Genomic DNA, 13,768 nt, shown 5'->3' with positions numbered 1-13,768 from the left:
GACTGAAGAAAGAAGAACACGATGAACGTTCATGAGATCCGTGCGCAGTTCGCCGCGCTGCGTGCACAGGGCCGCCGCCACAAGGACGCGGCCGAGGCGCTGTCGATCAGCGAAGGCGAGGCCATCGCCGCCCATGCGGGCGAGCATGCGCAGGCGCTGCGCGCCACGCCCCTGCGCGGGCCCTGGCTCGCGCTGCTGCAATCGCTGGAGCGCTGCGGCCCGGTGCTCGCGCTGACGCGCAACCCGTCGACCGTGCACGAGAAGACCGGCGTCTACCAGAAGCTCTCGGGCTCGGGCCATGTTGCGCTGGCGCTGGGCGAGGACATCGACCTGCGCCTGTTCTTCAGCCAGTGGCATGCGGGCTTCGCGGTCAGCGAGGCCGCGGCCAACGCCGGCCAGCCGCCGTCGCTGAGCCTGCAGTTCTACGATCCGCACGGCCTGGCGGTGCACAAGATCTTCGCGCGCGACGCGACCGACCGTGCGGCGCTGCAGTCGGTGATCGACGCGCACACCGACCTGTCGCTGGCGCCGGCATTCACGCCGCCGATGCCCAAGGCGCCGCCGCGGCCCGATGCGCAGATCGATGCCGAAGGCCTGCGCGAGGCCTGGGCCGCGATGCAGGACACGCACCAGTTCTTCGGCCTGCTGAACACCTTCGAGGTCGAGCGCCAGCAGAGCTTCCGGCTCACGCAGGGGCGCTTCACCCAGCGCGCCGCCACCTCGGCCATCCGCGCGCTGCTGCACGAAGCGGCCTTTGAGGGCGTGCCGATCATGGTGTTCGTCTCGAACGCGGGCTGCATCCAGATCCACACCGGCCCGGTGGTGCGCATCGAGCCGATGGAGATGCGCGGCATGCAGTGGCTCAACGTGCTCGACCCGGGTTTCAACCTGCACCTGCGCGAGGACCTGATCGAGGCCGTGTGGATCGTCGAGAAGCCGACCAGCGACGGCATCGTGACCTCGGTCGAGGCCTTCGACCGCGACGGCCAGCTGATGGCCATGTTCTTCGGCGCGCGCAAGCCCGGCGCCGCCGAGCGCGAAGACTGGCGCGCGGTGGTGCGCAAGCTGGCGCGCGCGGAGGCCGCGGCATGAGCAATCTCAAGACGGTCGAGATCAAGGCCTTCGTGCCCGCGAAGGACTATGCGCTGTCGCAGGCCTTCTACCGGGACCTCGGCTTCACGCTGGCGTCGGACGGCGGCGGTGTCTCGTACTTCCACCACGGTTCGACCAGCTTCCTGCTGTGCGACTTCTATGTGCAGGCACTGGCCGAGAACCTCTCCATGCACCTGCTGGTGGAAGACGTGCACGCCTGGTGGGCGCAGGTGCAGGCCAGCGGCGTGGTCGAGCGCCATGGCGTGCGGATCACGCCACCGGTCGAGCAGCCCTGGGCCATGATCGATTTCACGCTGACCGATCCTGCCGGCGTGTGCTGGCGCATCGCCCAGAACATCCCGCGCAAGGCCTGAGCACCGCATGAACATCCCGTCCTTCTCCGATTCGCGGCGTGACGCGCTGCGGCTGGCCCTGGCATCGGCCGGCGCGCTCGCGCTGCCCGCGCTGGCGCAGGCCAAAGCCCCGCGCCTGGTCACGATCAGCGGCGCGATCACCGAAGTGGTCTATGTGCTGGGCGCCGAAGCCCAGCTCGTGGGCACCGACACCACCAGCATCTACCCGGCGGCGGCCTTGAAGACGCCCAAGGTCGGCTACATGCGCCAGCTCTCGGCCGAGGGCCTGCTGTCGCTCAAGCCCGATGCGGTGATCGCCACCACCGAGTCCGGCCCGACCGTGGTGCTCGACCAGTTGCGCGGTGCTGGCGTGAAGCTCGAACTGGTCGAGGCCGACCACAGCTGGGCCGAAGTGCAGCGCAAGGTGCAGGCCGTGGGCCGCGCCGCCGCGCGCGAGGCGCAGGCCCGCGAACTGCAGGCCAGGCTCGACGCCGAGTGGGCCCAGGTGCAGCAGCGCGTGGCCGCGGCCTCGGGGCGCAAGCCGCGCGTGCTCTTCGTGCTGTCGCACAGCGCGAGCCCACAGGTGTCGGGCGAGAAGACCGCCGCGCATGCGGTGATCGGCTTCGCCGGCGGCGTGAACTGCCTGGGTGGCTTCCAGGGCTATCGCCCGATGACGGCCGAGGCCATGGCCAGCGCCGCGCCCGACCTGATCCTGACCACCACCCAGAGCCTCGAGGCGCACGGCGGCGTCGACAAGTTCTGGCAGCGGCCCGAGCTGGCATTGACGCCGGCCTTCAGGAAGCGTGCGCTGATCGCGCACGATGCGGTGCTGCTGCTGGGCTTCGGGCCGCGGCTGCCTGGGGCCATCGGCGAGTTGCACACGCAGTTGCTCAAAGCATGACCACGCGCTGGTCCGCGCGCACGGTGCTCGGCACCGGCGCGGCGCTGCTCGCGCTGATGCTGGTCGTGGCCGCCTCTTCGGGCGCCTATGCGATCAGCGGCGCGCAGCTGCTTGGCGTGCTGCGCGATCTCTGGCAGGGGACCGAACAGCCCTCGCCCGAGCACCTGGTCTTCGTCAACATCCGGCTGCCGCGCCTGATCCTGGGCCTGGTGGCCGGTGCCGGCCTGGGCATGGCGGGCACGCTGATGCAGGGGCTGTTCCGCAATCCGCTGGCCGACCCGGGCCTGATCGGCATCAGCAGCGGCGCCGCGCTGGCGGCGGGCGTGACCATCGTGCTCGGCGCCTCCTTCTTTCCGCACCTGCCGCGCAGCCTGGGCAGCTGGACGCTGGTGACCACGGCCTTCGGCGGCGGCTTCGCGGTCACGCTGCTGATCTACAGCCTGTCGCAGAGCGAGGGCGGCACGCGCATGGCGCTGATGCTGCTCGCGGGCATCGCGATCAATGCGCTGGCCGGCGCGGGCCTGGGCTTCCTGAGCGTGATGGCCAGCGACGAACAGCTGCGCAGCCTGCAGTTCTGGCTGCTGGGCAGCCTGGGCGGCGCGCGCTGGAGCGCGGTGCTGCTGGTGGGCGGCGTGGTGCTGGTCGCGCTCGCGGCGGGCATGACGCTCGCGCGGCCGCTCAATGCCATCGCGCTGGGCGAGGCGCAGGCGGCGATGCTGGGCGTCGACGTCGAGCGCATCAAGCGGCGCGCGATCTGGGTCACGGCCTTCGCGGTCGGCGCCGTGACCGCGACCACCGGCATCATCGGTTTCGTCGGCCTGATCGCGCCGCACTGGGTGCGGCTGATCGCCGGGCCCGACCACCGCATCGTGCTGCCGGCCTCGGCCCTGCTGGGCGCGGTGCTGGTGCTGGCCGCCGACACGGTGGCGCGCACCGCCATGGCGCCCACCGAACTGCCGCTGGGCGTGCTCACGGCCGCGATCGGCGTGCCGATGTTCCTGCTGATGCTGCGGCATTTCAGGGGGCGGCTGTGACGCTGGCCTGCATCGAGGTGTCGGTCGCCGTCGGCGGCAAGACGCTGCTGCCGCCCGCGAGCGCCCGCTTCCTGCCGGGCCGCGTGGCCGCGATCCTCGGCCCCAACGGCGCGGGCAAGTCGACGCTGCTGTCGCTGCTGAGCGGCCAGCGCGCGCCCACCCGGGGCCGGGTGATGCTGGATGAGCGCCCACTTTCCGCGCATGGCCCGGCCGCGCTGGCGCTGCGCCGCGCGGTGATGCCGCAGGAAAGCGCGGTGGCCTTCGATTTCAGCGCGGTCGACATCGTGGCGCTGGGCCGCTATCCGCACCGGCGCGCACCCAGCACTGACGAGGACGCGATCGTGCCCGCCGCGATGGCGCTGACCGATGTGACGGCGCTGGCGCCGCGGGTGCTCAACACCTTGTCGGGTGGCGAGAAGGCGAGGGTGCACCTGGCGCGCGCGCTGGCCCAGCTCTGGTCGCCGCGGCCCGATGGCGCGGTGCGCTGGCTGCTGCTCGACGAGCCCACGGCCGCGCTCGACCTGGCGCACCAGCACGCCGCCATGCAGCTGCTGCGGACGCGGGCGGCCGAAGGCGTCGGCGTGGTGGCCGTGCTGCACGACCTGAACCTGGCGCGCCGCTATGCCGACGATGTGCTGGTGCTGGACGGTGCCGGCGGCGTGCACCAGGGGCCGGCGGCCGAGGTGCTGCAACCCGCGCTGATCGAAAGGGTGTGGCGCATGCCCTGCCAGCCGGTGACCAGCGCCGACGGCACGGCGCAGTTTCTGTTCGGCTGAACCGTCAGTACGTGAGCCGTTGCGGCTGCAGCTCCTGGAGGATCGTGGTCGCGATCTCCTCGATCGACTTGGTCGTGGTGCTGAGCCAGCGGATGCCCGCGCGCCGCATCATCGCCTCGGCCTCGCTGACCTCGTGGCGGCAGTTCTCCAGGCTGGCATAGCGCGAGTTCGGCCGGCGCTCGTTGCGGATCTCGCTCAGGCGCTCGGGCTGGATCGTGAGGCCGAAGATCTTCTTGCGGTGCGGAATCAGCGCGGGCGGCAGCTGGCGGCGGTCGAAATCCTCGGGGATCAGCGGGTAGTTGGCGGCCTTGAGGCCGTGCTGCATCGCCAGGTAGAGCGAGGTCGGCGTCTTGCCGCTGCGGCTCACGCCCACCAGGATCACGTCGGCGCCCTGCAGGTCGCGGTTGCTCTGGCCGTCGTCGTGCGCCAGGCTGAAGTCGATGGCCGCGATGCGCGCCGTGTACTCCTTGCTCTTGCTGACGTCGCTGAAGCGGCCGATCCGGTGGTTGGACTTCATCGCCAGCTCGATCTCCAGCGGCCGCACGAAGGTGCCGAACATGTCGAGCAGCATGCCCTTGCAGCCGGTCTCGATCACGCCCAGCACGTCCATGTTGGCCAGCGTGGTGAAGACGATGGGGCGCTGGCCCTCGATTTCGGCCGTGTGGTTGATCTGCCGCACCGCCTGGTGCGCCTTGTCGACCGTGTCGGTGAAGGGCAGCCGGATGTGCCTGGGCTTGATTTCGAACTGCGCCAGCACGGCGTTGCCGAAGGTTTCTGCGGTGATGCCGGTGCCATCGGAGACGAAGAAGACTGAGCGTGTGGTCATGATGAGGCGGTTTTGTCCTTCTGCACGACCGGCAAGGTCGCGCCTACAATCCGGCCCATTATCGAGATTTCGTCCGGCCGGACGCCACTTTCTCGACACCCTATCTACATCCCATGTCCACCGCGCCCGCACCTAAAGCAACGACAACGATCGTGCAGCGCCGTCCGCATGCGGCACCGGTTTCAACTTCTGGAGCTTTCCCATGTCTGCACTTTTCGACGCGACCGCCTTGGTCGTTCCGTTTGAAAACCTGAGAATGACCGACGTCGAGTCGGTCGGCGGCAAAAACGCCAGTCTCGGCGAGATGATTTCCCAGCTGCCGCAAGGCGTGCGCGTGCCCACGGGCTTCGCGACCACGGCCCATGCGTTCCGCGAATTCCTGGCCCACGACGGCCTGGCCGACAAGATCAGCAAGCGCCTGGCCGCGCTCGACACCGAGGACGTGCGCGCCCTGGCCGCCGCTGGCGCCGAGATCCGCGCCATGGTCGAGGCCCAGCCCTTCCCGGCCGACCTGCAGAAAGCCATCGGCGACGCCTTCGCCACGCTGAGCGCGGGCAACCCGGCCGCCTCGTTCGCCGTGCGTTCCTCGGCCACCGCCGAAGACCTGCCCGACGCTTCGTTCGCGGGCCAGCAGGAGACCTTCCTCAACGTGGTCGGCATCGACGACGTGCTGCACAAGATGAAGGAAGTGTTCGCTTCGCTCTACAACGACCGTGCGATCAGCTACCGCGTGCACAAGGGCTTCGCGCACGACGTGGTCGCGCTGTCGGCCGGCGTGCAGCGCATGGTGCGCTCCGACCTGGGCGCGGCCGGCGTGATGTTCACCATCGACACCGAGTCGGGCTTCGAGGACGTGGTGTTCATCACCTCCAGCTACGGCCTGGGCGAGACGGTGGTGCAGGGCGCCGTGAACCCCGACGAGTTCTACGTGCACAAGCCGACCCTCAAGGCCGGCAAGCGCGCGGTGATCCGGCGCAACCTGGGCTCCAAGCTGATCCAGATGGAGTTCGCCACGCCGGAAGAGAAGAAGGCCAGCGGCAAGCTGGTCAAGACCACCGACGTCAAGGCCGAGCAGCGCAACCGCTACTCGCTGAGCGACGCCGACGTCGAGCAGCTGGCCAAGTACGCGCTGGTGATCGAAGAGCATTACGGCCGCCCGATGGACATCGAGTGGGGCAAGGACGGCACCGACGGCCACCTCTACATCCTGCAGGCGCGTCCCGAAACGGTGAAGAGCCAGCAGCAGGGCAAGCCTGAGCAGCGCTACAAGCTGCTGGGCCGCGGCGCCGTGCTGGCCGAAGGCCGTGCCATCGGCCAGAAGATCGGCACCGGCCCGGTGCGCCTGGTGCACAACATCAGCGAGATGGACCAGGTGCAGCCCGGCGACGTGCTGGTCACCGACATGACCGACCCCAACTGGGAACCGGTGATGAAGCGTGCCGCCGCCATCGTGACCAACCGCGGCGGGCGCACCTGCCACGCGGCCATCATCGCGCGCGAACTCGGCATTCCGGCCGTGGTGGGCTGCGGCGACGCGACCGACCTGCTCAAGGACGGCACGCTGGTCACCGTGAGCTGCGCCGAGGGCGACACCGGCTTCATCTACGACGGCCTGCTCGAGACCGAGGTGACCGAGGTGCAGCGCGGCGAGATGCCGCCGGTCGACCTCAAGATCATGATGAACGTGGGCAATCCCCAGCTGGCCTTCGACTTCGCGCAGCTGCCCAACCACGGCGTGGGCCTGGCCCGGCTCGAGTTCATCATCAACAACAACATCGGCGTGCACCCGAAGGCGATCCTCGACTATCCGAACGTCGATACCGACCTGAAGAAGGCCGTCGAGTCGGTGGCGCGCGGCCACGCCTCGCCGCGGGCCTTCTACGTCGACAAGGTGGCCGAAGGCATCGCCACCATCGGCGCGGCCTTCTGGCCCAAGCCGGTGATCGTGCGCCTGTCGGACTTCAAGTCCAACGAGTACCGCAAGCTGATCGGCGGCAGCCGCTACGAGCCGGAAGAAGAGAACCCGATGCTGGGCTTCCGCGGCGCGGCGCGCTACGTCAGCGACGAGTTCCGCGAGGCCTTCCTGATGGAGTGCGAGGCGCTCAAGCGCGTGCGAAACGAGATGGGCCTGACCAACGTGCAGATCATGGTGCCCTTCGTGCGCACCCTGAAGCAGGCCGAGCGCGTGACCGACCTGCTGGCCGCCGAAGGCCTCAAGCGCGGCGAGAACGAGCTCAAGATCATCATGATGTGCGAGGTGCCGAGCAACGCCATCCTGGCCGACGAGTTCCTGCAGTACTTCGACGGCTTCTCGATCGGCTCGAACGACCTGACCCAGCTCACCCTGGGCCTGGACCGCGATTCCGGCCTCGAACTGCTGGCCGCCGACTTCGACGAGCGCGACCCGGCCGTCAAAGCCATGCTGAGCCGCGCCATCAAGGCCTGCAAGGCGCAGGGCAAGTACGTCGGCATCTGCGGCCAGGGCCCGAGCGACCACCCGGACTTCGCGCTGTGGCTGGCCGAAGAGGGCATCGAATCGATCTCGCTGAACCCCGACAGCGTGATCGACACCTGGCAGCAGCTCGCCAAGCGCTGAGTCGCCTGCACCGTGGCGCGGGCCGGTCCCGCGCCATGGCGAGTCCTTCCAGGCACGCGCGCGCAAGCGTGCGACCTTGTTGCATCGGATGCAATTTGAAGCAAGAAGTCTTTTTGCTGTCAAACTGCCTGTTCGAGACAACACGCTTGGAAGGCACCATGATTCTTCTCAAGACAGAAGCGGGCCAACGGGTCTTCAAGGACCGTTCGATCCGCCTGACACCGCGGCAGCGTTCCGCCTTCATTCTTTTCGACGGCCAGCGCTCGGTCGACGACGTGCTGGGCGCGGGCATGGGCATCGCGCGCGAGGACATCGAGCAGATGGTCGAGCTGGGCCTGCTGGGCCAGCCGGGCGCGGCGCCCCTCGATGCAGCAGCAACTGCAGTGGCAAGGGCGCCCATCGCGCCCGTCGATGCCGCGCGCTCGCCCCAGCAGCGCTACCAGGACGCCTACCCGGTCGCCACCCAGCTGACCGGCGCACTCGGCCTGCGCGGCTTCCGCCTCAACCTGGCGGTGGAGGGCACGGCTTCCTATGAGGAACTGCTGGCGCTGGCGCCAAAGATCCGGGCCGCCGTCGGCCCGGACAAGGCCGAAATGCTGGACCGCGCCCTGGGCCTCGGCGTCGATTCCTAGGCTTTCACTGCCATGTTGCTATAATCGCCGGCTTTGCCTTGCCACACTGCGCCGACGCTGCGGGTGGCTTTAACCCTTCTACGGAAGATCCACAAGGAGTGCCATGCGTCATTACGAAATCATTTTGCTGATCCATCCGGATCAGAGCGAGCAAGTTCCGGCCATGCTGGAGCGCTACAAGGGCCTGATCACGACCGGCGGCGGCAAGATCCACCGCGTCGAAGACTGGGGCCGTCGCCAACTGGCGTACCAGATCAACAAGCTCAACAAGGCGCACTACCTGTGCGTCAACATCGAGGCTGAACAGGCCGTGATGGCCGAGCTGGAACACGCGTTCAAGTTCAACGACGCCGTGCTGCGTCACCTGACCGTTCAGAAGAAGAAGGCCGACACCGGTCCTTCGTCGATGATGAAGACGGTCGAACGCGAAGAAGCCCGCAAGGCTCAGCAGGCCGAATACGCTGCCAACAACAACTGATGATGTGTCTCCGGCTGCCGCGGTCAATCAGCTCCTGCTGACGGCCCGCGTCGTCGAACTCGGTACCCTGCGGTTCACCCCCGCGGGCCTGCCCGCCCTGGACCTGAAGCTCGAACACGAGTCGACGGTGCAAGAGGTCGGAAGGCCCCGGCAGGTCAAGGCGGTCCTCAAGGCCGTCGCCTTCGGCGCAGTGGCCGAACGGTTCGCGACGCAGGCGCTGGGAAGTCTCTGGCGATTCAGGGGCTTTCTGGCGACACCCGGCTCGGCCAAGCACCCGGTGCTCCACATCCAGGATTTTCAGCAAGATTAATTTTCGAAGAGAGGTCCCGAAATGGCCACGTTCAAGAAATTCAACAAAGACAAGCGCCCCAAGCGCAACACCCAGTCGCTGCTGTTCAAGCGCAAGCGTTTCTGCCGCTTCACGGTCGCTGGCGTCGAAGAGATCGACTACAAGGACATCGACACGCTGCGTGACTTCATCAGCGAAAACGGCAAGATCATCCCCGCACGCCTGACCGGCACGCGCGCGATCTACCAGCGTCAGCTCAACACCGCCATCAAGCGCGCGCGCTTCCTGGCCATGGTCCCGTACAGCGACCAGCACCGCGTCTAAGGGGAATACACATGCAGATCATTCTTCTGGACAAGGTCGTCAACGTCGGCGCCCTGGGCGATATCGTCAAGGTCAAGGACGGCTACGCACGCAACTTCCTGATCCCGTCGGGCCGCGCCCGCCGCGCCACGGAAGCCAACAAGGCCGAATTCGAAGCCAAGCGCGTCGAACTCGAAAAGGCTGCGGCCGCCAAGCTGGCCGATTCGCAAGCCCAAGGCGAGAAGCTCGCCGGCACGGCAGTCAAGATCACGCAGAAGGCCGGCGTCGACGGTCGTCTGTTCGGTTCGGTCACCAACGGTGACATCTCCGAAGAGCTGAACAAGCTCGGCTACAAGGTCGTGAAGTCGCAAGTGCGCATGCCCAACGGCCAGATCAAGGTCGTCGGCGACAGCGTCGTCAGCGTCGCGCTGCACACCGACGTGGTGGTCGACATCACCGTGTCGGTCTACGGCGAAACCGCCTGATCGTCGCTTGCGCCTCGTGCGCAACGCCAAAGCCGCCTTCGGGCGGCTTTTGTTTTTCCGGATGACCCTGCCGCGGGTTGTCCCTGTCGCTGCACCGGAAGATCACACCTTATCCACAGTGTTGTCCCGTGCGCAGCCCTGCCGCGCGCCGTAGCATCGGCGATTGCAAGGAAAGCCCATGTCCGCCGTTTTCTCCTATGCCGACAATGATTCGTCGGGCGATCGCGAAGTCGCGAAGCTACGCATTCCCCCTCATTCCATCGAGGCCGAGTCCAGCGTGCTGGGCGGGCTGCTGCTCGACAACGGCGCCTGGGACCGGATGGGCGACCTGCTGGTCGACGCCGACTTCTACCGCTACGAACACAAGCTGATCTACGGTGCCATCGGCACGCTGATCAACGGCTCCAAGCCGGCCGACGTGATCACCGTGTTCGAGCACCTGGAGAACCTCGGCAAGGCCGGGGAGGTCGGCGGGCTGCTGTACCTGAACTCGCTCGCGCAGTACGTGCCGAGCGCGAGCAACATCCGCCGCTATGCCGAGATCGTGCGCGAGCGCTCGATCCTGCGCAAGCTGGTGACGGCCGCCGACGAGATCTCGACCGAGGCCTTCAACCCGCAGGGCAAGGCGGTCGACAAGCTGCTCGACGAGGCCGAGCAGAAGATCTTCAACATCGGCGAAGAGGGCTCGCGCTCGAAGCAGGGCTTCCAGGGCATGGACACCCTGGTGCTGGAACTGCTCGACCGAGTGACCGAGATGGCCGACAACCCGGCCGACATCACGGGCGTGCCGACCGGCTTCATCGACCTCGACCGCATGACCTCGGGCTTCCAGGCCGGCGACATGATCGTGCTGGCCGCGCGCCCCTCGATGGGCAAGACCGCGCTGGCCATCAACATCGCGGAGAACGTGGCGCTCAACGAGGGCCTGCCCGTGGCCATCTTCTCGATGGAAATGGGCGCCTCGCAGCTGGCGGTGCGGATCGTCGGCTCGATCGGCCGCATCGACCAGACCCACCTGCGCACCGGCAAGCTCACCGACGAGGAGTGGCCGCGCCTGACCGAAGCGATCGAGAAGCTGCGCACCATCTCGCTGCACATCGACGAGACGCCGGGCCTGACCACCAGCGAACTGCGCGCCAACTCGCGCCGGCTCGCGCGCACCTGCGGACAGCTCGGCCTGATCGTGGTCGACTACCTGCAGCTGATGAGCGTGTCGACCTCGATGAACGACGAGAACCGCGCCACGGCCGTGGGCGAAATCTCGCGCGGCCTGAAGATGCTGGCCAAGGAACTGAAGTGCCCGGTGATCGCGCTGTCGCAGCTCAGCCGCGGCGTGGAGTCGCGCACCGACAAGCGTCCCATGATGAGCGACCTGCGCGAATCGGGCGCCATCGAGCAGGACGCGGACGTGATCATGTTCATCTACCGCGACGACTACTACGACAAGAACAGCAAGGAGCCCGGCGTGGCCGAGGTGATCATCAGCAAGCAGCGGAACGGCCCCACGGGCACGGTCAAGCTGGCCTTCCTCAAGTCGATCACCAAGTTCGAGAGCCTGGCCATGGGTGGCGGCGGCGGCGACTTTTGAGCGTGCCGTCGGCCCGCCTGCCGCAACCGGCCCAGTTCATGGTCCGGGGCATCGTGCCCACCGCGGAGCAGTCGGCGATCCAGATCGCGCCCGAGAACACCATCATCATCGAGGCCAATGCGGGCGCGGCCAAGACCACCACGCTGGCGCTGCGCATGGCCGAGTCGTGGACGCGTGGCGTGCAGCCCCGCGACTGCCTGGCGCTGACCTACACCGACGAGGCGCGCGAGGCGCTCGCACTGGCGCTGGGCCGCATCGGCGTGCCGGCGGCCGTGGTGCGGCAGTTCGGCATCGAGACCTTCGAGTCCTTCTCGCGCTCGGTGCTGCGTGAGCTCGACGGCGCGCTGGTGCCGGTCAGGCCTGACGCCGAGGCGCTCAAGGGCGCGGTGTGGGAGGCGATCGAGGTCGTGGCCGGCAACGAATCGGAGCGCTGGCGCAGCGAACTGGTGATTCCCTCGATGGGCGACAACGCCACCGTCGAGGCCTTCCTGCAGGTCGACCTGAACCTCAAGGGCCGCATGCTGCTGGACCTGGGCGAGCACGAGGGCGCGACCGACCCGGCCTTCGCCGCCTCGCTGGGCTGCGACTACACGCTGCTCAAGATCTTCAAGGCCTACGAGCGGATCCGGCGCGGCGGCCACCCCGACCATCCGGTGTTCCGTGGCCCCTTCGATGCCACCTACGACCTGGCCCGCGCCATCCTCGAGGGCGAACTGCCCGAGTCGCTGCCGGCCTGGCCGCAGCGCGTGAAGATGGTGATGGTCGACGAGATGCACGACATGAACCAGGCCATGCACCTGATCCTGTCGAAGCTGCTGGGCACGCACCGCTTCTTCTGCGGCGTGGGCGACGTCGACCAAGTCATCTATTCGGCCGCCGGTGCGGACGCGCGCTTCCTGGGCGACGAGATCGAGCGCACCAATGCGCGCCGCATCCGGCGCTATGCGCTCACGGCCAGCTTCCGCTACGACGCGTCGCTGGCCCGGGCGGTGGCGCGCTTCAAGCAGAAGAAGTGCGCATCGGCCAGCGCGCACGCGACCGCCGTGCGGACCCAGGTCTACGACGACGAGGGCGCGCAGAGCTGCGAGAGCCTGCTGGTCGAGGAGATCCGGCAGGCCAAGCTGGGGCGCAAGCGGCAGCCCGCCTTCGCGGTGCTGCTGCGGCACCCGGACCAGTCGGTCGAGCTCGAGAACGCCTTGCTCGCGGCCGACATCGCCTATACGACGCGCGGCTTCGACAGCTACCTGATGCGCCCCGAGATCCTGCTGGTGCGCGGCCTGCTGGCCGTGGCGGCCGACCGCTTCACCAGCATCGACGATCCGCAGACACGGCGCCGCGTGGTCGAGGCCTTCGTGTTCTTCTGCGACGTGCGCATCAGTTCGGCCGGGCAGGAGAACCGCACGCAGCGTGAGTTGCTCGAGGACGCGGTCCGCTATGTCACGGACAACCCGCTGATCCTCAAGCTCTTCTTCGAGAACCAGGTGCTGAAGGGCGTGACGCCCGCCGTGGCACAGCGCCTGCGTACCGCGGTGCAGATCGCGCAGACGGCATCGGGCCCGCAACTGCTGGAACGGGTCGTGACGGCCTTGCGCATGGACCTGCTCGCGGCTGGCGCCTTCGTGCAGGAGGCGCGGCGCGCGGAGGTGCAGGGCAACCTGCGCGGCCTGGCGCATTCGGCGCAGCGCTTCGCCACGCCGGCCGAATTCTTCCAGAGCCTCAACGATGCCGAGATCAAGCAACGCACGCTGCGCAACGCCTCGGCCGGCGTGCTGCTGGCCGATGTCGCATCGGTCAAGGGGCTGGAGTTCGAGCACGTCGCCTTGCCCTATATGAAGCAGGGCGAGTTCCCGGGCGACCGGGGCACGCCGCTGGAGGAGGAGAACCTGTTCTATGTGGGGATGACCCGCGCCCGGAACTCGCTGAGCCTCTATGCGCATCGCGCGCAACCCAGCAGCTTCGTCTCGCGCCTGCGTTGAGAACGCCTCCCGAGGCCGCAGCACCGGTCACTTCTGGGAGGGCGTCCCCGCGAACGGCCCACAGCAAAGCGCGGTGCCCGACCCGCGCAGCCCTTCGAAAGGAGGCCACTCTTGCGCCGCCGGTGCAGATTCTTCAACTTTCTGCTCGAGCGCTTCGAAGTCCTTCCGCTTTGGCATATACTCGTGGGCTTCGCTCAGCAGACGTCATGTACGAAAGCAGACCGGGGTGGAGCTGAGAGGCTTCACTCTGGTGGGCAAAGAAAAAAGCCGAAAGGTTTGACGAAGTTGTGAAAACCGAGTCATAATAGAAGGCTGCGCTGAAAACGAATCGCAGTTGAGCTTCAGGAGGACGAGAGTCAGAACGAAGCGAGACGGTGAAGAAAAAGAAAGCGAAAAAAGTTTGACGGTTCTGTAAAAACCGTGATAGACTACAAGGCTT

15 protein-coding genes are annotated in these 13,768 nt (G+C 67.5%); 13 read left to right on the top strand and 2 right to left on the bottom strand.

Annotated elements, in window-relative coordinates; translation table 11 throughout:
* The first annotated feature begins 21 nt into the window (after positions 1-21).
* Genes A9977_RS17760 through A9977_RS34315 form a run of 5 tightly spaced genes read left to right on the top strand, consistent with a single transcriptional unit; the run spans position 22 to position 4,156 of the window.
* Positions 22-1,092 carry a hemin-degrading factor gene (locus A9977_RS17760; protein ID WP_183026200.1) on the top strand — a complete coding sequence of 357 codons (1,071 nt, stop codon included), beginning with the start codon at positions 22-24 and terminating at the stop codon, positions 1,090-1,092.
* On the top strand, positions 1,089-1,466 hold the full coding sequence (locus A9977_RS17755) for a VOC family protein (RefSeq protein WP_183026199.1): 378 nt from the start codon (positions 1,089-1,091) through the stop codon (positions 1,464-1,466). Before A9977_RS17760 ends, A9977_RS17755 begins: the two co-directional genes overlap by 4 nt.
* 7 nt (positions 1,467-1,473) lie before the next feature.
* Positions 1,474-2,346 (top strand): hemin ABC transporter substrate-binding protein, encoded by an 873-nt coding sequence (locus A9977_RS17750; protein ID WP_183026198.1) that lies wholly within the window; start codon positions 1,474-1,476, stop codon positions 2,344-2,346.
* Positions 2,343-3,380: an iron ABC transporter permease gene (locus A9977_RS34320; protein WP_259652026.1), complete on the top strand. Its 1,038-nt coding sequence runs from the start codon at positions 2,343-2,345 to the stop codon at positions 3,378-3,380. Before A9977_RS17750 ends, A9977_RS34320 begins: the two co-directional genes overlap by 4 nt.
* Positions 3,377-4,156: a heme ABC transporter ATP-binding protein gene (locus tag A9977_RS34315; protein WP_310936159.1), complete on the top strand. Its 780-nt coding sequence runs from the start codon at positions 3,377-3,379 to the stop codon at positions 4,154-4,156. The genes A9977_RS34320 and A9977_RS34315 overlap by 4 nt, the downstream gene beginning before the upstream one ends.
* Positions 4,157-4,160: 4 nt before the next feature.
* Here A9977_RS34315 and A9977_RS17740 read toward each other — a convergent pair whose 3' ends face one another.
* Positions 4,161-4,982 (bottom strand): pyruvate, water dikinase regulatory protein, encoded by an 822-nt coding sequence (locus A9977_RS17740; RefSeq protein WP_183026197.1) that lies wholly within the window; start codon positions 4,980-4,982, stop codon positions 4,161-4,163.
* 202 nt (positions 4,983-5,184) lie between these two features.
* On the opposite strand from A9977_RS17740, the gene ppsA reads away from it, so the two are divergent.
* The 8 genes from ppsA to A9977_RS17700 all read left to right on the top strand — a co-directional run bounded on the left by ppsA (position 5,185) and on the right by A9977_RS17700 (position 13,329).
* A complete protein-coding gene (ppsA, locus tag A9977_RS17735; protein WP_183026196.1) occupies positions 5,185-7,578 on the top strand; it encodes a phosphoenolpyruvate synthase in 2,394 nt (797 codons plus the stop codon).
* Positions 7,579-7,736: 158 nt separating this feature from the next.
* Positions 7,737-8,210, top strand: a complete 474-nt coding sequence (locus A9977_RS17730) for a hypothetical protein (RefSeq protein ID WP_183026195.1) — start codon at positions 7,737-7,739, stop codon at positions 8,208-8,210.
* Positions 8,211-8,313: 103 nt separating this feature from the next.
* Positions 8,314-8,688: a 30S ribosomal protein S6 gene (gene rpsF / locus A9977_RS17725; protein WP_183026194.1), complete on the top strand. Its 375-nt coding sequence runs from the start codon at positions 8,314-8,316 to the stop codon at positions 8,686-8,688.
* A gap of 4 nt (positions 8,689-8,692) precedes the next feature.
* Positions 8,693-8,998, top strand: a complete 306-nt coding sequence (priB, locus tag A9977_RS17720) for a primosomal replication protein N (RefSeq protein WP_286556497.1) — start codon at positions 8,693-8,695, stop codon at positions 8,996-8,998.
* A 21-nt stretch (positions 8,999-9,019) separates the two neighbouring features.
* Positions 9,020-9,301: a 30S ribosomal protein S18 gene (rpsR, locus tag A9977_RS17715; protein ID WP_007830781.1), complete on the top strand. Its 282-nt coding sequence runs from the start codon at positions 9,020-9,022 to the stop codon at positions 9,299-9,301.
* Positions 9,302-9,312: 11 nt separating this feature from the next.
* Complete coding sequence (rplI, locus tag A9977_RS17710) at positions 9,313-9,765, top strand: 50S ribosomal protein L9 (RefSeq protein WP_183026193.1); 453 nt, start codon at positions 9,313-9,315, stop codon at positions 9,763-9,765.
* 178 nt (positions 9,766-9,943) lie between these two features.
* Positions 9,944-11,353, top strand: a complete 1,410-nt coding sequence (dnaB, locus tag A9977_RS17705; RefSeq protein WP_183026192.1) for a replicative DNA helicase — start codon at positions 9,944-9,946, stop codon at positions 11,351-11,353.
* A 2-nt stretch (positions 11,354-11,355) separates the two neighbouring features.
* Positions 11,356-13,329 (top strand): UvrD-helicase domain-containing protein, encoded by a 1,974-nt coding sequence (locus A9977_RS17700; RefSeq protein ID WP_183026191.1) that lies wholly within the window; start codon positions 11,356-11,358, stop codon positions 13,327-13,329.
* A gap of 133 nt (positions 13,330-13,462) precedes the next feature.
* On the opposite strand, the gene A9977_RS34095 is transcribed toward A9977_RS17700, so the two are convergent.
* On the bottom strand, positions 13,463-13,768 hold a 306-nt coding region (locus tag A9977_RS34095), incomplete at its 5' end, for a hypothetical protein (protein ID WP_220811880.1).

It is taken from the genome of Variovorax sp. UMC13, assembly GCF_014170375.1.
In the GTDB taxonomy this organism is placed as follows: domain Bacteria; phylum Pseudomonadota; class Gammaproteobacteria; order Burkholderiales; family Burkholderiaceae_C; genus Variovorax.
The sequence above is the reverse complement of the archived record's forward strand: the minus strand, read 5'-3'. Positions and strand labels throughout refer to the sequence as shown.

Bases quoted from the DNA above. Each gene is read 5' to 3' on its own strand.
- A9977_RS17760 (WP_183026200.1), top strand. From the start codon at position 22: ATGAACGTTCATGAGATCCGTGCGCAGTTCGCCGCGCTGCGTGCACAG.
- A9977_RS17755 (WP_183026199.1), top strand. From the start codon at position 1,089: ATGAGCAATCTCAAGACGGTCGAGATCAAGGCCTTCGTGCCCGCGAAG.
- A9977_RS17750 (WP_183026198.1), top strand. From the start codon at position 1,474: ATGAACATCCCGTCCTTCTCCGATTCGCGGCGTGACGCGCTGCGGCTG.
- A9977_RS34320 (WP_259652026.1), top strand. From the start codon at position 2,343: ATGACCACGCGCTGGTCCGCGCGCACGGTGCTCGGCACCGGCGCGGCG.
- A9977_RS17740 (WP_183026197.1), bottom strand. From the start codon at position 4,982: ATGACCACACGCTCAGTCTTCTTCGTCTCCGATGGCACCGGCATCACC.
- ppsA (WP_183026196.1), top strand. From the start codon at position 5,185: ATGTCTGCACTTTTCGACGCGACCGCCTTGGTCGTTCCGTTTGAAAAC.
- A9977_RS17730 (WP_183026195.1), top strand. From the start codon at position 7,737: ATGATTCTTCTCAAGACAGAAGCGGGCCAACGGGTCTTCAAGGACCGT.
- rpsF (WP_183026194.1), top strand. From the start codon at position 8,314: ATGCGTCATTACGAAATCATTTTGCTGATCCATCCGGATCAGAGCGAG.
- rpsR (WP_007830781.1), top strand. From the start codon at position 9,020: ATGGCCACGTTCAAGAAATTCAACAAAGACAAGCGCCCCAAGCGCAAC.
- rplI (WP_183026193.1), top strand. From the start codon at position 9,313: ATGCAGATCATTCTTCTGGACAAGGTCGTCAACGTCGGCGCCCTGGGC.
- dnaB (WP_183026192.1), top strand. From the start codon at position 9,944: ATGTCCGCCGTTTTCTCCTATGCCGACAATGATTCGTCGGGCGATCGC.